This window comes from Methylolobus aquaticus, from assembly GCF_054172105.1.
Genome location: NZ_JBSYXP010000019.1, coordinates 34,019 through 51,241 on the forward strand (window position 1 = coordinate 34,019; position 17,223 = coordinate 51,241).

At 62.2% G+C, this 17,223-nt stretch carries 25 protein-coding genes; 3 read left to right on the forward strand and 22 right to left on the reverse strand.

What is annotated here, in order from left to right:
- Window positions 1–28 precede the first annotated feature (28 nt).
- The 8 genes from ACW73L_RS19495 to ACW73L_RS19530 form a co-directional block, all read right to left on the reverse strand.
- On the reverse strand, window positions 29–631 hold the full coding sequence (locus ACW73L_RS19495; protein ID WP_498924243.1) for a hypothetical protein: 603 nt from the start codon (window positions 629–631) through the stop codon (window positions 29–31).
- Between the two features lie 213 nt (window positions 632–844).
- Entirely contained in the window at window positions 845–1,087 is a 243-nt protein-coding gene (locus ACW73L_RS19500; RefSeq protein ID WP_498924244.1) for a hypothetical protein, read from the reverse strand.
- Window positions 1,088–1,435, reverse strand: coding sequence for a hypothetical protein (locus ACW73L_RS19505; protein WP_498924245.1), 348 nt, complete (start codon window positions 1,433–1,435; stop codon window positions 1,088–1,090).
- A 1,884-nt stretch (window positions 1,436–3,319) separates the two neighbouring features.
- Complete coding sequence (locus ACW73L_RS19510; protein WP_498924246.1) at window positions 3,320–3,922, reverse strand: nucleoside deaminase; 603 nt, start codon at window positions 3,920–3,922, stop codon at window positions 3,320–3,322.
- A gap of 70 nt (window positions 3,923–3,992) precedes the next feature.
- Window positions 3,993–4,205 (reverse strand): hypothetical protein, encoded by a 213-nt coding sequence (locus tag ACW73L_RS19515; protein WP_498924247.1) that lies wholly within the window; start codon window positions 4,203–4,205, stop codon window positions 3,993–3,995.
- A 151-nt stretch (window positions 4,206–4,356) separates the two neighbouring features.
- A complete protein-coding gene (locus ACW73L_RS19520; protein WP_498924248.1) occupies window positions 4,357–4,935 on the reverse strand; it encodes a DUF4760 domain-containing protein in 579 nt (192 codons plus the stop codon).
- Window positions 4,936–5,389: 454 nt separating this feature from the next.
- A complete protein-coding gene (locus tag ACW73L_RS19525; RefSeq protein ID WP_498924249.1) occupies window positions 5,390–5,668 on the reverse strand; it encodes a WGR domain-containing protein in 279 nt (92 codons plus the stop codon).
- Window positions 5,669–5,688: 20 nt separating this feature from the next.
- Window positions 5,689–6,501, reverse strand: coding sequence for a DNA-binding protein (locus tag ACW73L_RS19530; protein WP_498924250.1), 813 nt, complete (start codon window positions 6,499–6,501; stop codon window positions 5,689–5,691).
- 155 nt (window positions 6,502–6,656) lie between these two features.
- On the opposite strand from ACW73L_RS19530, the gene ACW73L_RS19535 reads away from it, so the two are divergent.
- Window positions 6,657–7,139, forward strand: coding sequence for a thermonuclease family protein (locus tag ACW73L_RS19535; protein ID WP_498924251.1), 483 nt, complete (start codon window positions 6,657–6,659; stop codon window positions 7,137–7,139).
- 202 nt (window positions 7,140–7,341) lie between these two features.
- Here the strand turns inward: ACW73L_RS19535 and ACW73L_RS19540 are convergent, their stop codons facing one another.
- Window positions 7,342–9,084: a hypothetical protein gene (locus ACW73L_RS19540; RefSeq protein ID WP_498924252.1), complete on the reverse strand. Its 1,743-nt coding sequence runs from the start codon at window positions 9,082–9,084 to the stop codon at window positions 7,342–7,344.
- A 257-nt stretch (window positions 9,085–9,341) separates the two neighbouring features.
- On the reverse strand, window positions 9,342–9,560 hold the full coding sequence (locus ACW73L_RS19545) for a hypothetical protein (RefSeq protein WP_498924253.1): 219 nt from the start codon (window positions 9,558–9,560) through the stop codon (window positions 9,342–9,344).
- Window positions 9,561–9,755: 195 nt separating this feature from the next.
- Here ACW73L_RS19545 and ACW73L_RS19550 point away from each other — a divergent pair, with 195 nt between their 5' ends.
- Both ACW73L_RS19550 and ACW73L_RS19555 read left to right on the forward strand, forming a co-directional pair.
- Window positions 9,756–10,574 carry a ParA family protein gene (locus ACW73L_RS19550; RefSeq protein WP_498924254.1) on the forward strand — a complete coding sequence of 273 codons (819 nt, stop codon included), beginning with the start codon at window positions 9,756–9,758 and terminating at the stop codon, window positions 10,572–10,574.
- The gene (locus tag ACW73L_RS19555; protein ID WP_498924255.1) at window positions 10,567–11,478 is read left to right on the forward strand and encodes a ParB/RepB/Spo0J family partition protein; all 912 of its coding nucleotides are present in this window, start codon (window positions 10,567–10,569) and stop codon (window positions 11,476–11,478) included. The genes ACW73L_RS19550 and ACW73L_RS19555 overlap by 8 nt, the downstream gene beginning before the upstream one ends.
- A gap of 60 nt (window positions 11,479–11,538) precedes the next feature.
- On the opposite strand, the gene ACW73L_RS19560 is transcribed toward ACW73L_RS19555, so the two are convergent.
- The 12 genes from ACW73L_RS19560 to ACW73L_RS19615 all read right to left on the reverse strand — a co-directional run bounded on the left by ACW73L_RS19560 (window position 11,539) and on the right by ACW73L_RS19615 (window position 16,907).
- A complete protein-coding gene (locus tag ACW73L_RS19560; RefSeq protein ID WP_498924256.1) occupies window positions 11,539–11,796 on the reverse strand; it encodes a hypothetical protein in 258 nt (85 codons plus the stop codon).
- Window positions 11,797–11,904: 108 nt separating this feature from the next.
- Window positions 11,905–12,306 carry a small metal-binding protein SmbP gene (gene smbP / locus ACW73L_RS19565; protein ID WP_498924257.1) on the reverse strand — a complete coding sequence of 134 codons (402 nt, stop codon included), beginning with the start codon at window positions 12,304–12,306 and terminating at the stop codon, window positions 11,905–11,907.
- Between the two features lie 109 nt (window positions 12,307–12,415).
- Window positions 12,416–12,730, reverse strand: a complete 315-nt coding sequence (locus ACW73L_RS19570; RefSeq protein ID WP_498924258.1) for a DUF6794 domain-containing protein — start codon at window positions 12,728–12,730, stop codon at window positions 12,416–12,418.
- Window positions 12,730–13,011, reverse strand: coding sequence for a type II toxin-antitoxin system RelE/ParE family toxin (locus tag ACW73L_RS19575; RefSeq protein WP_498924259.1), 282 nt, complete (start codon window positions 13,009–13,011; stop codon window positions 12,730–12,732). Before ACW73L_RS19575 ends, ACW73L_RS19570 begins: the two co-directional genes overlap by 1 nt.
- A complete protein-coding gene (locus ACW73L_RS19580; RefSeq protein WP_498924260.1) occupies window positions 13,001–13,240 on the reverse strand; it encodes a CopG family ribbon-helix-helix protein in 240 nt (79 codons plus the stop codon). The genes ACW73L_RS19575 and ACW73L_RS19580 overlap by 11 nt, the downstream gene beginning before the upstream one ends.
- A 137-nt stretch (window positions 13,241–13,377) precedes the next feature.
- Window positions 13,378–13,644, reverse strand: a complete 267-nt coding sequence (locus ACW73L_RS19585; RefSeq protein WP_498924261.1) for a hypothetical protein — start codon at window positions 13,642–13,644, stop codon at window positions 13,378–13,380.
- 92 nt (window positions 13,645–13,736) lie between these two features.
- The gene (locus ACW73L_RS19590; RefSeq protein ID WP_498924295.1) at window positions 13,737–14,066 is read right to left on the reverse strand and encodes an excalibur calcium-binding domain-containing protein; all 330 of its coding nucleotides are present in this window, start codon (window positions 14,064–14,066) and stop codon (window positions 13,737–13,739) included.
- Window positions 13,960–14,343 (reverse strand): hypothetical protein, encoded by a 384-nt coding sequence (locus tag ACW73L_RS19595; RefSeq protein ID WP_498924296.1) that lies wholly within the window; start codon window positions 14,341–14,343, stop codon window positions 13,960–13,962. The genes ACW73L_RS19590 and ACW73L_RS19595 overlap by 107 nt, the downstream gene beginning before the upstream one ends.
- Before the next feature lie 150 nt (window positions 14,344–14,493).
- A complete protein-coding gene (locus ACW73L_RS19600) occupies window positions 14,494–14,826 on the reverse strand; it encodes a hypothetical protein (RefSeq protein ID WP_498924262.1) in 333 nt (110 codons plus the stop codon).
- Window positions 14,827–14,932: 106 nt separating this feature from the next.
- Window positions 14,933–15,502 (reverse strand): GspH/FimT family pseudopilin, encoded by a 570-nt coding sequence (locus ACW73L_RS19605; RefSeq protein WP_498924263.1) that lies wholly within the window; start codon window positions 15,500–15,502, stop codon window positions 14,933–14,935.
- Entirely contained in the window at window positions 15,462–15,998 is a 537-nt protein-coding gene (locus tag ACW73L_RS19610) for a GspH/FimT family pseudopilin (protein ID WP_498924264.1), read from the reverse strand. The genes ACW73L_RS19605 and ACW73L_RS19610 overlap by 41 nt, the downstream gene beginning before the upstream one ends.
- A 105-nt stretch (window positions 15,999–16,103) precedes the next feature.
- Window positions 16,104–16,907, reverse strand: a complete 804-nt coding sequence (locus tag ACW73L_RS19615; protein WP_498924265.1) for a restriction endonuclease — start codon at window positions 16,905–16,907, stop codon at window positions 16,104–16,106.
- Between the last annotated feature and the right edge of the window lie 316 nt (window positions 16,908–17,223).

Genomic DNA, 17,223 nt, shown 5'->3' on the forward strand with positions numbered 1-17,223 from the left:
TCACTTGGGCAAGGGGAAAAAGAGTGCTTTAGTCATCAAAAACAGTCGCTTGTGATGAAACCCACCGCCACGCACCGGACCACGGCCCGGACAGGCCAGCCGGCACCCAGACCCCGGCGCGGGGGAGCGGCAGCGCCGCACCCGGAAAGCCCAGCGGGAACGCCAGCACCGGCAAGCCGCGCGCCAGCGCGAGGCGGACCGCCAGCGCCGACCCGCGCGAGACCGGCGCCGCGAAGAACACCACCGCCCCGGCCGAGGCCTGCGCCACCACTGAGCCCGTACGCGCCGCGAGACGCGCGAACAATGGCACCGCAGGACCGCCGCCGGCCCACCAGGACACGGCGCCACCCGCCGCCGCGAAAGCCTGCACCGCGGCGACCGCGGAAGCGGGACCGGCGCCGGCACCGCCTGGACCGAAGGCGGCGAAGCACGTCACCCGCGCGGCAGGGAAGCCACGCCCGACCGCCGCCAGGACGGCGGCATCGACCCCGGCGCAACAGCCCACGGCCATGGAACACCCGCCCCGCACCAGCGCCCGGCACACAGGCCCGACCAGCACCGCGAGCTGCGACGACACGGCGCGCGAGCCCGCGACTGCGACCACACCGGGAGAAAACGGCCCGCTAGTCACGACCGCCGCCCCGGCGCGGGGACCAGCCCCGGCCGTTCGGCACCCACACCACCGCGCCCGGCTGGGCCGCGGCACAGCGGAGCGCCGACGCTTCGCGCGAGAAATAGCGCCGCCCAGGCATGGAGCCCGGCCGCGGCCACTCGACCATGAAACGGCACCACTTTGACGGCCAGCGGATTTCCGCCATGACAACCTCCACAAAAAAAAAGCGCCCTAGCCACGCCACACCCCCCAGCGCCGTAGCAGCGCCAGGACCGCGAGCAACACCAGGACCAGGAAGCCCGGCGAGGTGAGCCCGCGCAGGATCCGGCGCCGCATGCGGAGCGGCAGCGCCCACCAGCGGCAGCGGAACAAGAGGCGCCACCACCACCGGCGGACCCGAAACCAGGCCACCACCCAAGGCCGGAGTGCGCCGCCCCGACCGCAGACGAACAGCCAGCGCAACAGCGCGGCCACCTAAGCCCCCAAGCCGGCCAGCGCGCGCCGCGCGGCAGCGGCCGACACACCGGCGGGCACCGCCACCTTGACCGCGAAGGCCGGCACCGGCAGACCGCAAGCGGCGAACACCGGCGACCCGGCGGCGCCGGAGCGCAGCCACACCCGCCACCCGGGCAGCGCGGCGACCGCACGCGCCCAGGCCGAGGCCGCCGCGAACGAGGCGAACGGCACGAACAAACAGGCCGGCGCCGGGGACCACCCCGGCCCGGCCGGCAAGGCGCGATGCGCCCAGACCCAGCCCAGACGGCAGGCCCGCGCCACCACCCCGGCGCCACGGGAAGACAGGACAGAAACGAAACCGGACATGACACCACCCCACAGCCAGACCGCGCGGCGAAGACGCGCCACGCGAAGCCACGCAACCGCCCCGCCCCCCCCGGCGGGACCCCAAAAGAAAGAAAAAGGCAAAAAAGAAAGAAAACGGGACCCGAAGTGCCCGGGGCGAGCTCGGCGGCAAGGGCCGGCCAGCCGCCTGAGGACGCACGCGCACCACGGGACTGGGGCAAGGCAAGACGATTGAACGGACCGCTGTGATCGAGCGGCGGGACGGGCGTAGCGCACCCTTGCTGCCGGGCGCAGACCGGGCTAGACAGCCCCCGTTTTCTTTCATTTTTGGCTTTTTTGGGCGTACCCGACCCGCCTTCGTCCGAGCCGCAGCCGAGCGGAGCGACCGCGGAGGCGAGTTCGTCGCCGGCGTCGGCCGGTGACCTGCATCCCCCAAGGCGAACGCAGTTGGCCTTGCACCAACCCTTCTCGCCGTAGGCCGTTTTGCCACAGTGGCGAAAATCCGAGCCGCAACGCCTCCCGCGGCGAGCAGGGATGCTGGCCGCTCCTAGCAGGACGCCGGTCGCGTAGCGCGCGCTCCGCGGGCGCAGCGACACAGCCGGGCAAGGATGCCGGGCGTTCTTCGCAGGGACAGCCGGCGAGGGATGGCCGCCGGCAGGGCCGCACGCAGGAAGCGCAGGCCGCCGCGCGCCAGGGATGGCGCTCGCGCGGCGCAACAGCCCGACCCGCGCCGGCGCAGCGCGCCGTGGCGGGCGCCGCCAGAAGCCTCAGCACGGTAGAGAGAGACTGGGCGATAGCCCCCAGAGCAGCCTTTCCCAACCGGCCTCAGCACATGAATGTGAAGGCTGTGTGCGATTACTGTGAAGAAACGTGAAATCTGCGTGAATTTCCCAAACGGCCACTGGAACGGCACACCGACCACGCAGCAGCTCTCAGCTATCCCTGCACGGTACGCACGGACATGCGGAAAGAGAGAGGCTCGGAATCCCGGCTGGCGGGCAGGGATGCCGGCCAGTCTCAGGCAGGGACGCACCCGGCCAGCGCGGGCGTCAGCCGGCGCGCCGGAATCACGTGGGCAGGAAGCTCACACCGACCCAAAACCCACCCCGCAGGGACGCGGCGGCCGACCTCGATCGGTGAGCAGGGACGCTGACCGGCATCGGCATGGAGGCCTCCTCCCGCACCCGGGCGCCCAGGCGGCGGCTGGGGCCGGTCGGGATGCGGCGCCTGGACGCCGGGATGGGAAGCCGGGGTGCGGGTTACCGGCGGGCAGGATGCCGGCCGGTCTTAAGCAGGGATGCGATGGCAGCGAGCGCCGGTGCCGGCGTCCGGAACCCGGGCGTCAGGGATGAGACCGGGTGCGGCGCCAGACACGGGCGCGAGCGAGGCGTGAGATGCCCGGCCCGGAACGGTCGACGGTGAACGGGGCCTCGAGGCGGACGGCGCCGGGCAAGGATGCCGGGCGCTAAACGGCAGGGATAGCCCACCGCGAAGCGAGCGGAGGACGGGCCATGGTGGCGCGCGCCGGAGCGGAGCCGGTCACGGAGGCGCCGGCGTGCCGTGTGCCGCAGTGGGCGGCGGAGCGCAGGCAGGTGCGTCCACCGAGGACCGGCCGGAGCTGGCGGAGCGGAACAGGTTGTGGCCAGGGACGGCCACACCGTGTCCTTTGGGTCGGCGGTCGCCGGGCCAAGCGAAGGGTCCGAGCTGACCGGAGCGTCAGCGCAGGTGAGCGAGCACGGGTTGGGACAGATTGGGACAGATCGGCCAGGGATGGCAGGCCGATCTAGGCGGTGGCCTGTCAGTGTGCCGTCAACGCCGGGAGAGTCCCCGCCCTGTCTCCGGAAACATGTGCACAGGGAGGTGCACACCGGGATAAAACACAGTGCGCAGGGATGCGACGGCCGACTATCCAAGAGCCTTCAGCCGTTCATCCAGTTCTCGGCCATTGACCAGGAAGATGTCCATCGCGAGCTGCCGGAGTTCCTCATCGGCCTCAGCGCGACAGAACTCGCGCGTTGCCGCCAGCTCCCGCCACAGCGGCGGCATCTGATCGGCGCGACTCACCATGCCGGCCAATTCATCGTCGGCCAGATAGACGACCCGACCGATCCCGGAAGTGAGCAGCCGGGCGTAGCACATCGGGCAGGGTTCGAGGGAGCTATACAGCGTCAGGTCTTGCTTGGAACGGTTCGCCCAGCGCGCCTCGAAAGACGACAGGACGATCATCTCGGCATGCGCATCGCTGCGGAAGTACGGATCGAGCAGCTGGTTCCATCCAGCCTCAATCACGCACCCCTCCCCGTCCAGGATCAGGGCACCGACACCGTAGCTGCCAGCACAGACCGCCCGGAGCGCCAGCACGCAGCTGAGCCAGCAGGCTGCCTCATCGAGGCTGGAATCGGCGGCTTGCGCGTGAATCCACAGGCGGTCGCGCAAGGCAAAGACCCGCGACTCCTCCGGCGCTGCATACCAAAGGAGTTGCCGGCCATAGGCAAGCACATCCGCCACCGCGTGAGCGGAGGGGTTATCGATCTCGTTCAGAGGATTGAGCGAGTTGGGGTGAGGCTGAATGCGAGGGTCAGGCCTGCGACTCGCGGCCGGCAAGGTCTTGAAGCCGATGAAGGGCCGTCTTGGGGTCTCCGACGAAGACCCGATCACCCTCGAAGGAAACCCGCCCCCCGAAATCGGCGACGGTCGAAATCAGCGTCTCCGGGATATGCCGGCTCCGGACACCGAACCGCGTGCCGGCGAGACGAAGAAACAGGATCGCGTCGGATTGGTGGTCAGTCATCGGTGAGGCTCCTCGGGCAGTGATGGGAACCCGGGAAGCATAGACGGGGTAACGTTCTGATTCTGCGAGGGATGTCACATTCCATCCACATCACGTTGGGCATTCACCCGCCACAGCGCGCATAGATAAGCCATAGCAGGCAAAGAAAGGGCTACCGGCGCTCGTCCTCGCTGAAACAGGTAGTACCCTTGGAGTTTGGGTTGAAGAAGTCCTCGATCCTGGCAGCAATGGTCTTGTCGTTCCATTGCATACGCCGCCAGCAAATGTAGGGATAGTACTGTCGGAAGAATGACTGCCCAAACTCGACGATGAGCGCCTTAGCCGTCGTTTCGTCGCATAGTCCGCTGTGCACACAAACAACAACGCTGTCCAAGTACTCCTCTATCACCAAAAGTGATTCCCGTAACTTGGGACTTGACTTCACTTTGTTGGTGATGAGGTTCGCGTAATCCTGAGCGACTTGCTGCTGTGTATGGCCGGCTTTATTCTCCAGCAGCGGTATCACTTTTGGGCTGATCGCCTCGTATTCTGCCTCCAGTCTCAGCCGATGTTCAAGAATGGGGGGTTCGCTGAGCTTAGCGTGATAAGTCAGCGTGCGTTCGATCAACTCTCGCTTGTCGGCATCGACCTTTTGGTAGGCCGCAAAGAAGCCTCCGGCAAGCAGCGCAACGATTGAAAACCCGGTCGCGATGACATCCCAGACACGCTTCTCGTCCTCAGAAATGACCATACCTAACCATCTCCCCCCTGCTGTTGGCATGGCGGCAAGTTCTTGTTCAGCTTACAAGGATCCACGGCATGGATCTCTAGCCGTGGTTTGCCAGGTCTCAAATGCTCAAAATTGAACGTCGACCCATGCGATGGCGCTTCACTCTCCTTCGATAGAGACGGATTAGACGAAGACTTCGACGCCGGCTCGTCCTGCGGAGGACTCGGCGGTACCGCTGTGCTGTCTTCGGAACGGGCAGACCAAGACATTAGTGAAGCGAGAATAAGCGAACAGGCGGCAACTATGCGTGTCATGGTGGCAACACCTCCGATCCGGACCCTACCGTTGCTAGCGAAGCGCAAGAAAGCTTCGATCGCTCACCCTGCCGGATACTGGATGGTAAGAATCGACCGGCATCGTTTGCGCAATAGCAGGCTGAACCTCATTGAGTCGAATTTCAAGTTCCTGAATATTCTCAGTTGGATAGAACACCCATCAGGCTGCACTCAGGGGCCCTTGCATATCCCCGCTTCTCCCGCCGCCCGCTGACGGCCTCGAATGCCTTGGCAGCCTCCTCGTAGGACATGAAGACGGCGTCCCGCACCTGACCCAACCGCGTGCCACGGCGACCCCAAACGCGGGTCACCACCCAGGTTCCCCAAAGATCCTGCTGCAGGATGGCCTCGTAGTAGCGGGTGTCCTTCTCCCAGCGCTGGCGCTGCCAGCGATCGATCGCGATGGAATGAGGCGGCATGGCTCTGACCTACCCTGTTGTCAGCCGCCTTTCCGGCCCGTGAGATCGGCCAGCCGGTTTTGCAGGAACTCGACCTGCTGCGCCAGGCCGGCGGTGCGCTCCTGCAAGCGGGTATTCTCCAGCACAGCGGCCGAGCGCCCTTCTTCCGCGGCGCGCATCTTCTCCCTGACGGCTTCTGTCTGAGCCTGGAATTTCTGGAACTGTTTCGGATACTCGTGCTTCAGCCGGTCGATTTCGCGCTGATGCGCATCGACATCAGCGGTCAGCCGTTCGATTTGCTTCTCGGCCTGCGCGCGCGCTTCTCGCTCCACGTGGAACATTTTTTCGGATGTTTCACGCTGAGCCTTCAGATCCTGCTCCAGCATCTGGATGCGCTGCTCGCGCTCAGCAGCAATCGCCCTCGCCTCCCGCGCACCCGCCTGCGCCTGGGCCAGTTGCTCCTTCAGGGACGCGATCTCGGCTTGGGCCTGCTCCAGCTCAGCGCTAACTTGATCGGCCAGCGCGAGGGCCTCGGTGCGCTCCTGGGCGATCTCCTTCTCGCGCGCCTCCAGCGCACGCCGCACACCGTCGATCTCCGCCCGCGCTAGATCGAGCGCGGTTTGCCACAGCGCTTTACCTGCCCCCGTCATCAGGTCCCGGATTTCATCTGGGACGACGACTTCATCGACCTTGGCCCGCTCCTGAGCCCGCTGACGCCACTCCTTGATGGCCTCGCTGATGGTGGTAAAGCTGCCGCCACCGATCTTCTTGCGGACCGCCGCCAACGTCGGTGACTCGCCGGCTTCGAGCATTTCATCCGCTACGCGCCAGATCTGTTCTTTGGTGATGGCCATCGCTGCACCCCGTGGGTTCATGTTGTATGGTGTATTATACTACAGACTACAACTTGATACACGAACCGCCGCCCGACAAATGGACTCAGGGGGCTGGACGCCGCAGAATCCGCGCTTTTGCACGGGACGCGGCGATGGGAATCAGATCAGTAAGGGTGAGATGGACCGGAGCAGCCCTGCTCTCCGGCCTGCTGTGGGCACAGACGGGCGTAGCGACCGATTGGATCGAAGGGAAAGTGGTCGGCGTGGCGGACGGCGACACGCTCACAGTGCTTGATGCCGGCAAGCGGCAGCACAAGATCCGGCTGCATCAGATCGATGCGCCGGAGAAGAAACAGGATTACGGGATGCGCTCGAAGCAGTCGCTGTCCGATCTGGCGTTCGGCAAAACGGTGCGGGTGGAAGTGGTCGACATCGACCGCTATCGCCGGGAAGTCGGCAAGATCTGGGTTGGCCCGCTGGACGCCAACCTGGAACAGGTCAAGCGCGGGATGGCCTGGGTGTACCGGAAGTACGCGCGAGAGCAATCGTACTACGCGGCCGAGGAAGCCGCCAGGAAGGCGAGGATCGGGCTATGGGCTCAGCCGAACCCGATCCCGCCGTGGGAGTTTAGGCATCGCCCTGCTATCCATCCATGAAAGCAAACCTCGCCCACTGAGAGGGATTACGAAAGAATCAATGGTGACGACGACCTCCCTCGAACATCCCGCCCGATACGGTCCGAACGCTGCTTCTTTAAGTCGCTGAAGGAGATCTGAGCGCAAATTTCATTGATTCATTTGGGCTTGGCGCCGAGAAAAATTCCAAAATTTTGCCCGGTCGGCAATGCTTCGAGTTTCCCTACCGTGCGACGCTGACATGCAGCCCGGATTTGTTGTTGGCCGGGTCCGGATCGACCGGCGCAGCATTGACGCGGGCCGCATTGTAGACACGGGAGGTACCTATGGATCGCCGGGGCAGGGTCAAGGTGACGGTCGCGCTGGCGTGGGCGGCCAGGTTACCGAGATAACAGATCACCGGCGCAGACGTGCTGCAATGGCCTTGACTCGGCACCGCGGTGCCGCGCAACGGGCCATCGACCAAGGTCACCTCACCGGCCGCATCCGGTCCGTTGTTGACGACGTTGATCGTGTACGTGATCGGGCTCGATGGCGGGAAGGGGGCGGGGCTGGCGGTCTGCGTGACCGCAAGATCGGCGGTCGCGGAGCGATCCAGCAGGCGGTCGCGGACGAAGACATCAACGACGCCATTGGTGTCACCCGGAACGAGATTGTCAGCATACGACGAAAAGGCCACATAGCGCCCATCCGCGGAAATAGTGACCTTATCGTAGGACGTATCATTTGGTGGCTCGCCGTCGGAAGCCATGCTGACAAGGGTGGTCTGGCCGGCCCACCGGTCGCGGACGAAGATATCGGACCAGCCGCTGCCACCCGGGGCGAGATTGTTGGCCCACGACTGAAAGGCTACGTAGCGCCCATCGGCGGAAATGGAAAAGTAATCACTGCGACCATTTGCTGGCTCGCCATCGGAAGCGACGTTGGCGCGCGTAGTCTCGTGGGTCAGTCGGTCATGGACGAAGACATCCGAGTCAAAGTTATCACCGGGCACAAGATTGTTGGCCTCAGATAAAAAGGCCACGTAGCGTCCATCGGCGGAGATCGCGGGCGCGTAGGAGTACCAATTCCCCTGCGAGCCGGCCGAGTCCACGCTGACGCGGCTGGTGTGACCGGTCCGAACATCATGGACGAAGACATCAGTGACGCTATTGGTGTCACCCGGAACGTGATTGTTCGCCGCAGATGAAAAGGCTACGTAGCGCCCATTGGCAGAAATCGAGGGCTCAAGAGACGCAGCAACTTCCATTACTTGCTCGCCGTTGGAGGCTACGTTGACGCGCATGGTTTGGTGGGTCTGCCGATCATGGACGAAAACATCTATCGTCCCGTTGGTATCGCTGGACACCAGATTGTCGGCCGCCGACTCGAAAGCCACGTAGCGTCCATTGGCGGAGATGGTTGGGAGCCAGGCAGAGGAAGGAGAACCGGCCGAGCTGACGCTGACACATGTGGTTTGGCGGGTCTGCCGATCATGGACGAAAATATTTGCACGCCCACTGGTATCACCGGAGACGAGATTGTCCGCCGACGACTCGAAGGCGACGTAGCGCCCATCGGCGGAGATCGCGGGCGTGTAGGAGTCACCATTCCCCTGCGAGCCGGCCGAGTCCACGCTCACGCGGCTGGTGTGACCGGTCCGAAGGTCACGGACGAAGACGTCAACGACGCCATTGGTGTCACCCGGCACGAGATTGTCAGCGTACGACTGAAAGGCCACGTAGCGCCCATCTGCAGAGATGGTTGCGTTGTACTGCTCGTTATTTGCTTGTTTACCCCACGAATTTACACTGACGCGAGTGGTGTCTCCGGCCGCCCGCGCGTCGATCGATGTGAGCAGCCCCTGCGCAGCGAGTAACAGCACAGGCAGTAGGTCGGCGAGTGCGTGCCCTGGTCGTCTCGATGTTTGCGCAAGGCCCGATCCGGTAACGCGCGGGGCCAGGATCTCGTTGCTGCGATGGTTCATGATCGGTCTCCCCCCTGGGTTGGGGATGCTGTGTGGACGCTCGACCAGCTCGCCGCTCGGCGAGGCGTAACCTGCACTCACAGCTACCACGCGCCCATCAAAAGGGCCATGGCCAAGGCGAAAATATGGACCGGGGCAGCCATGCCGAATGGAGCGCTTATAAACCGGCTGCGGGGCATTGTCGAGCGATATGGCGAGTAAGGGGGGACCCCCGCCGGTGCTAAGGCCCGAGCATCCCGATATGTAGATCTTCGATGTCACCCCACCTCCTCCGAATCGCTCACCATCACCAGCTGCCCCGCGATCTCGGCATCCGGCAACTCCGCCTGCAGCAATTCCCGGTAGCGTCGAATTGCCAGGCGCCGGGCCCGGGAGCTCTCCGCGTTCCAGACCGAGCGCTTGACCCGTGCCGGCCACCAGAACACCACCGAGTCTCCCGGTACCTTCAGTCCGATCCAATTGGGTCTTTCATACATAGCCGACAACTCCAGCGGCCTGCTTTGCCGCGAATCATGGATCTGCCCTCGCCGAGTGTCTCAAGTTGGGACACTTTCCCCCCGCCAATTCGAAGCCGACCAGCAAGACCGCAATCGAACTGTCTCAAGTTGGGACACTTCTTATCGCTGGCTTAGCATGCTATCTTGCACAAAATAGCACCTTTTCGGACACGCATGGAGAACGAAAACACCAAGATCATTGCCGTCGCCAACCACAAGGGCGGATGCGGCAAGACCACGACTGTGATCAACCTCGCTGCTGAATTCGCGCGGATGGACTTGTCTGTCCTGGTCGTCGACCTAGACCCTCAGGCCAACGCCAGTCTGCACATCGGCAAGAAGCATCCGAGCGAAATCCCGGTTACCTGCGCTGAGCTACTCACCTCCGATACCGAGAAGCTACCCCTCGCCATCCACGAGGAGACGACTCTCGAAGGCGTATCCCTGATCTACGGGTCCCTGGCGCTGGGCAAGACTGAGGATGAGTTGCGGGACGGCACGCCCCGCCCTTCCGAAGAACTACGGGTAAAGCTGCAACCGCTGGTGGGTGTGTTCAATGTGATCCTGATCGATTGCCCGCCGAGTCTGAAGCTGCTTACCAGCAACGCGCTGGCAGCGGCCACGCATCTGATCATCCCGATCGAATCCGGCTCGCAGTACGGCATGTACGGTGTGACCGATCTGATGAAGCACGTCGCCAAAATCCGGCAGATCAATCCTGACCTCAAGCTGCTCGGCGCGCTCCTGATCAAACACGACGAGCGGCAGACCGTCTGCAAGCTGATTGAAAACATGGCCCGCGAGCAAATCGGAAAGCTGTTGCCGGTGAAGGTCTCGACCAGTACCAAAATCAATCAAGCTGCCATCGCTCAAACGAGTCTTCATGGAATCGATCGCAGCGCCAAGGTCACACGCGAATTCCGGCAGCTGGCCACGACGCTCGCGCAGGAAATGCGCCTGGTTACCGAACCGACGGGGCAGCCCCATGGCTAAAGATATGAAAGCGATGCTGGCGCAGAAGCTGGCCGAGAACAGCAAGCGGCATGCTGAAGCCGAACAGGAGACCGCTTTCGACCCTGGCAAGCAGCACGTCAAACTTCCAGTCGACAAGATCGAACCGAATCCCTACCAGCCCAGGCGGATCTTTCCCAAGGACGAGCTGGCATCCCTCGCCTCCTCGATCTCCGAATCGGGCCTGCTGCAACCAATCACGGTGCGGGGCTCGGGCGATCGCTACCAGATCATTGCCGGCGAGCGCCGGTGGCGAGCGCATATGATGCTCGGCCGTCACTCCATCGAAGCACTCGTGATGAGCGCCGACGACAGCGACATGGCCATCCTGGCACTGGCCGAGAATATCGACCGGCAGGCACTGACGGACTACGAGATCGGCAAGGCTTTGCGGCAAGTGGAAAACCTGTTCCCGAATCGGACCAAGCTGGCTGAGTCGCTAGGCCTCGGTCGACAGGACATGTACCGGTACTACGCGTTCGAGGCGCTGCCGGAACACATCCGGAATCGGCTCGATGAGAATCCACGGCTGCTATCCCGTACCGGGGCCTCCGAGCTCAAGCAGCTACTTCAACAAACCGAGCACAACGTACTGCTGCTCGAGTTGCTCGATGACGCTTGGCGCCTTCTGGAATCCGGTGAGCTGCCGCAGACCAAGCTCGCTGCGCACATTCTCCGGGAATTGAAATTACGGACTGCAGGAACGGAACGCGGCCGCGCCGAGAGCCATGACGTACTGCACAAGGGGAAAGTGGTCGGCACGATGACTCAGGACGAGCGGTCCGTCGTGCTGAAACTCAAAGGACACACGCTGACCGATGAGCAGCGTTCCAAGCTGCTGGCGTTCGTAGATGGGCTGCTCTCAGAGGAATCTGTCCCAAGTTGAGACACTTTTCGGGGTTGTCGAAGCCCCGATCATGGCGAGCGGTCGGCTACTGCGAGTGTCTCAAGTTGGGACACTGGAAACCGTCGCGGCGTCGTCAATGACCAGCTGTGCGTCGTTCGCAACGCACCAGATCCGCAGCTCTGCCAGAAGCGCCGGCCATAGATTCGACGCCCAATGCGGGGCATCGCGCTTCCATATCGCCTCGGTCAGCACGTATACCGACAGGCTGCCCATCGGGCATTCCAACACGAACGATCCGCCTGTGCCGGTGCACAGCAACTCTTCCTTCCATCGTGGCTCAAACCGGAAGACGCTCATCACGGTTCCGATTGCCTGATCGTCGCCGTCACAGAACAACTCTGGGAAAGTGTCGCAACTTGCGACATCTTTCGGAGCACCCTCTTCCTTGCAGGTACCGTAAAGTCGCTATGGTCGAGGCCCCTGCTCAATCGGCCAAGGCCCCGCCTTCTCCTGATCAGCCGCCTTGTCGGCAGCCTCTAGCGCCTGCTTTGCATCGATCGCGTCTTCCGTTGCCGTATTGGCATTGAATGCCGCCGCATTGGTGACCGCTGAGCTCAACTCAGCCTCACCCTTGTTGATGAGCTTCACGACGTCCGAATGATCGGCATTCGCCAGCTTTGCTTCATCGACCAAATCGAGAGCTTCCTGCGCGTGCCGTTTGATTGCCTGGGAATCTCCCGCCGACTCGACGGCATCATCGGCATGCTGCAGCACCTGTTGAATGTGATGCTCGGCCCGCACAAAAGGAGTGCCCACCACAAACAGGACGGCAACAACGGAAGAGTGGATCTGATGCTTCATTTTCATGACCGAAGACCTCATGAGGACCACGGCAGAAAAGACGAGGGGCTGACAGGCTGCCCCGTCTTTGGCCCAACACAGCCGCGGCGCTTACACCCTGAGACTCAACAGTAAATCAGCAGTGCAATCGGTGCCAAAGTGTTTCCAATAGAAACATAGCAGCGTCATCGGGATTGATCATGAGAGCCGGGGAATCAGCATCGCCACGCCGCAAGGCGCGTTCCCTCGCGCAGTCGTCCAGGAGCTCCGGGTTCGCACCCCACAGCCCGAAGGCATTCCGGACATATTGCCCAAGGCCGAAATGGAGTTCGATCAGATCGTCCTTGGCCAGCGCGGCAACCTCGGCCTTCTGCTGATCATCGAGGCGTTCTACCAACACGGCGACTGCCTCACGAACGGTTCGCGGGTAGTCCAGCTCATCGGGTTCCATCATGAGGGCGGCCACTTCATCGCACCGTGCAGGATACGCAGGATGACGATCCGGTCCTCCCGGATCACGTATGGCGCCAAGTAGGGCAGGCCGGTAATCACCAGTTCGCGTGTGCCTGGCACACGGCCCGGGCGTCCGATTCCCGGATGATCAGCCAACTGCCGGCTGGCCTCCCAGATGCGCCGTGCGACGTCGTGCGCAGCGCCAGGTTTGTCCTGGGCAATGTACTCAACGGCTCGGTCGAGATCGTTCAGCGCCTCGGGGGACCATTCAACCCGCATCCACGCCCCAACGCTTGAAGCGCTCCGCGACTTCGTCAGCCGTGGCGATATGTCCGGCGTCGACCGACTTGATCGCTGAAGTCACCTGTTGCACGAACCACTCCTCGTGATCGAGGTAACGGTCGACCGCCTCCTTGATCACCCAGGTGCGCGACCGATGCATCGCATCGGCCAATTGATCGACACGATCCAAGGTTTCATCAGCCAAGCGGACTGTTGTCGCTTTCATGGGTCACCGGTATTCAGATGTATTCATAGTGAATACTACTGTACTGGCACAGGCTCCGAAACATCAGAAGGTAAGCTGGTCCAGATTCCTCAACCCACTACAGCAGTGAACGCGCCTTATAAAGAGCGGGCGGCGGATCATTTCGGGCGATGCGTTCGTTTAGGCCCCACCTGTTCAGCATCCTGCTTGCCGGTTTCCCAAGCCCTGACGTGCTCCAGACTGCAGAAGATCGCGAAGTGACAGTTTTCATCGGTTGGCCCGTTCACACCGCAGTCATAGCCCATGTTGTAGGCATCCGTCTTCGAATATTGCGGCGGGATCAGGTTGCGGAGTAGGTCAAGCGATGCTGACTGATGCACATCACTGCCTTTTGGATTGTCAATCAATCGACTGCACTCAGTCATAACGTTCCCCCGTACGCTGTTGACGAAATGGCGAAGAGACAGGGCATCTAGCCGCACGCAGGACAGAGGTAAGGCCTACACCCGAGTAGCGCTCAGTTACACCACTGGCTCTCACACGGGACTCCGTCCCGGTCGCCGTCCATTTTGACGCCAGGGCAGTTCTGAATAAAGAAGGTTGCCTCAGCGCAGGAGGTCATCTCCGAGCAATAGGTCCGGCCGTCGCATCGGAACTGCATCGACTCGGGCTCTGAGCTACCGGGGACGAGTAACAGCCGTTCGACTGGGTCTGACTCGCCCGAGCGGATCAATCCGGGATCAAGAGAACGCTCGTAGACGCGCACGGCCATCACGGCGATGATCAACAGCGCCGTACTGACCCAGCGATTCGATCGCCTCGGGCGCCGGCCACTCGTGGAGCGCATCCCATAGGGTTTCGAGTATCGTGCATGAGGCTTCATCTGGATGGGGGCTCTCGTACAGTGCGGCCGGTTCCCACTCAGAGTCTAGGACAGCCGTATCCGCCCACGCCCGGCAGTCTTCGAGCAGGGCATCGTTCCCGGCCCACACCCCGCAGATCGGCTGGAGATACTCGCTCATCAGGGAAAGGCAGAAGAACATATCCTCACGTGGCTGCTCGGCCAGCTCCGTCTTGGTTTCCTCCGGAAGGATGGCCAGCAAGCGATCCACCGCGTCGAGCACGGTGCTAGGTAAGTTGCTGTTTCTATATGGATCCGTCACCCGATTGGCGCGAATTTGGTCAGGTGCGTGAAGGCCACAGAGAACAAGGACTAAGCCTTCGCGCCAACGGCCGTTCCACACGTTTATCCACAGAAGTTGGGGATAACGGCGTCAGAGGTGGCGCCCTCCCTGGCGCCGGGCGTCCTCGCCGAAACGCTGTACGACGGATTCAGCGCATTCGCGCTCCCAAATCTCGGGCGCCTGTTCCAGGCTCACGCGACCGTCAGAGACCAAGCTGCAGAGGCCTTCGCGCAAGCCGTAGAGTTTGATCACGATGGGATCGTTAGGTGTTTCGGAGAGCATCCGCCGCCAGTCTTCGGCGATGGCTGGATCATGGCAGTAGTTGTCGGGATCGTCGGCGACGGAGGTCATGCGGGAACGCGCAGAGGCCGCCACCAGCAAGCTGGCGGCGATTACTGTGCAAATAAACAGTAATCTGCGCATGGGGCATTTTCCCGGCCAGGAGAAGTCGTTCGGGGCAGTCTAGCCGGGATCGCGGCAGGCCGGCGTGCGCTGGATCACACCTTGGCGCTTTGGTCCGGATAGGGACTTACTCGCCGCAGGTCGCGTTGGTCTTGCTCAGACGGCCGGTTATCTTGAGTTCCATCACCCGCGCCTCGTGAATCAGCGGAGAGCACATCGTGAAATCGGCGTCCTTCCCGATTGTGGTAGTTCCAACTCCTAGGTAACCGAGACAAGTCACGGCGGAGCCATCATCCGCAACCCCGCTGAGGGTAGCATTGCCTCGCAGCCCCTCCATGACACGGAGCTTTTCATCGACGCCGGAGGTAATCGCACAGTCACCGTTCTGGTCTGCGAACGCTATGGCCCCGGCAGCCCAATCGCTCCCACACGTGCTCTGGTCGGAACTGGCGCACACCGTGACTCGTGTTCCACGCTTTGCTGCTTCGCTCCGTGCAAGGGCCATCATCCCGATGAATTCGTTGGTTTCCGAAGCAAGCCGGTTCCTGGCAATCATCGTGGTGTAGGACGGCACAGCGGCTGTCAGTAAGATGGCAGCAATCGAAACGGTCACCATCAGTTCGATCAAAGTGAACCCGTTTCTCACGATTGCGGCCTCAGAAATCGTCGCAGGCACTCGCCGGGAGGCCCTGCGCATCAAAATAAATCGTGCAAATTCGGCGTGTATCCGACGTGATCGTGATCACCGGGACAGCAGCCTCGGGGTCGGTAGACGTCTCGGGTCCGCACACGACCGTGGACGAGATCTGGCAAGTCCCGTTCGGATCGAAGTAGAAGCGACCATCTGGGATACTGGTTCCGAGCTTCACACCGGCACTCCAGCTAGACGACTGTATCGTTTCGTCGCTCCGATCCTGCTGGCCGGGGGGAGCGACTTGGTCATCGAAAATGGTCCACCCAATCGGGGTGACGTTCACACCGATCGTCCGATGCTCTTTTCGAGCAATCGACTGGGCCATCAAAAGAGCCCGATGGTAGTCATCGGCATTCTGTGCGAGCTGGACCTTGAGCATGACTTGATCGACCCGATCACGACTCATAGCAAAAGGCAGCAGCAGTGCCAGTCCCAAGACGATGAAGACCGTGACCCAGGTTATTGGCCGGCGCATCGGCGCGGCGATGACAGTCGACATGGTGATTCCAGGAAGCCGAATCGTATCGACCGAAGTCTAGGTGTCGCGCCATTCCGGACACCTTGGCCCCAAGGGGGCGAGTTCCAATCTGGGATGGATTGCTCGCTATTTGGACTGGATCACACCCCGGCACTTCGGGTAGGTGGAGCAGCCCCAGAAGGATTCACCGGCATGATCGCCACGCCTGGCGGTGCGGAGAATCATCGGGGAACCACACCGCGGGCAAGCCGGCGAGACCGGCTCGACAGCAAAGGGGCGAACCTCGTCCTGGATCCGCGCCGACTTGGTGGTGACCGGATGCGCCTGAACCTCGCGGACCAGATCCAGCAGCGCGTGACCATCGATCAGCTGCAGCGGCTTGCCCCTGGCGAAGGCCCGGGCCTCGGCGGTGTACGCGCCGGAGGTAATGAAGATCGCGCGATCGGCGGGATCGGCTGCCAAGATGCCGAAGAGTTCGCGAACCTCCCGCACACCGACCTTGAACGTCTTCCAGCGCTTGCACTGGACGAGCACTCTTTCGTTCCGATTGCGTAGAACCAGATCGACACCCCCGTCGGCACCGCCGAGACCGGTCTCCTCTATCTGGTAACCCTTCCGTCGGAAGGCCTCGCCGCATAGCAACTCGAACTCCTTCCAAGACATCGCTCGAATCGACTCGATCCCGGATTGGCGATCGAGCAGCTTCCGCCGCTCGAAGCTGCGGAGAAAGGAGACCGGTGCCATGAGTAGGAAGAGGAGGGCGATCCACGGCGCGTTCGGTGCGAGACCTATGGCTAGCGGAGTGTTCCCGCCGACGGCAGCCAGCCCGTACTTCAGCGCGGCATAAACGATTGCTGCGACGATGACGCTCATCCACCAAGGAAGCTGGATCAGTTCCTCGAACAGATTTCCTTTTCGACGCCGAACCATGGTGCTCTCCGTGTGAAGGGTCGTTGCCTGGAGTGTAGTGGAGCGACCTGGGCGTCACATTCGCTGCGCCTGCATTTGGTACCGATCCGATACCGCTTGTGGCTGGATCGAGGGTAGGGGCGGGTGAAATCGGTTGGTTCTCACAGTATATTTACGTAAACATTCGCTTCAGGCTTTTTAGTGTTATTTCCGAGTGTTCTGGTGTGTTCCTTTACCCCTCAATAGGCCTTTTTCTGCGGCAGCGCACATAGTTCACGTTTTAACGCTTCAAGTCTCATAGACGGAAATAGTAATTTAAGTAAACTAGGTGCCAGCC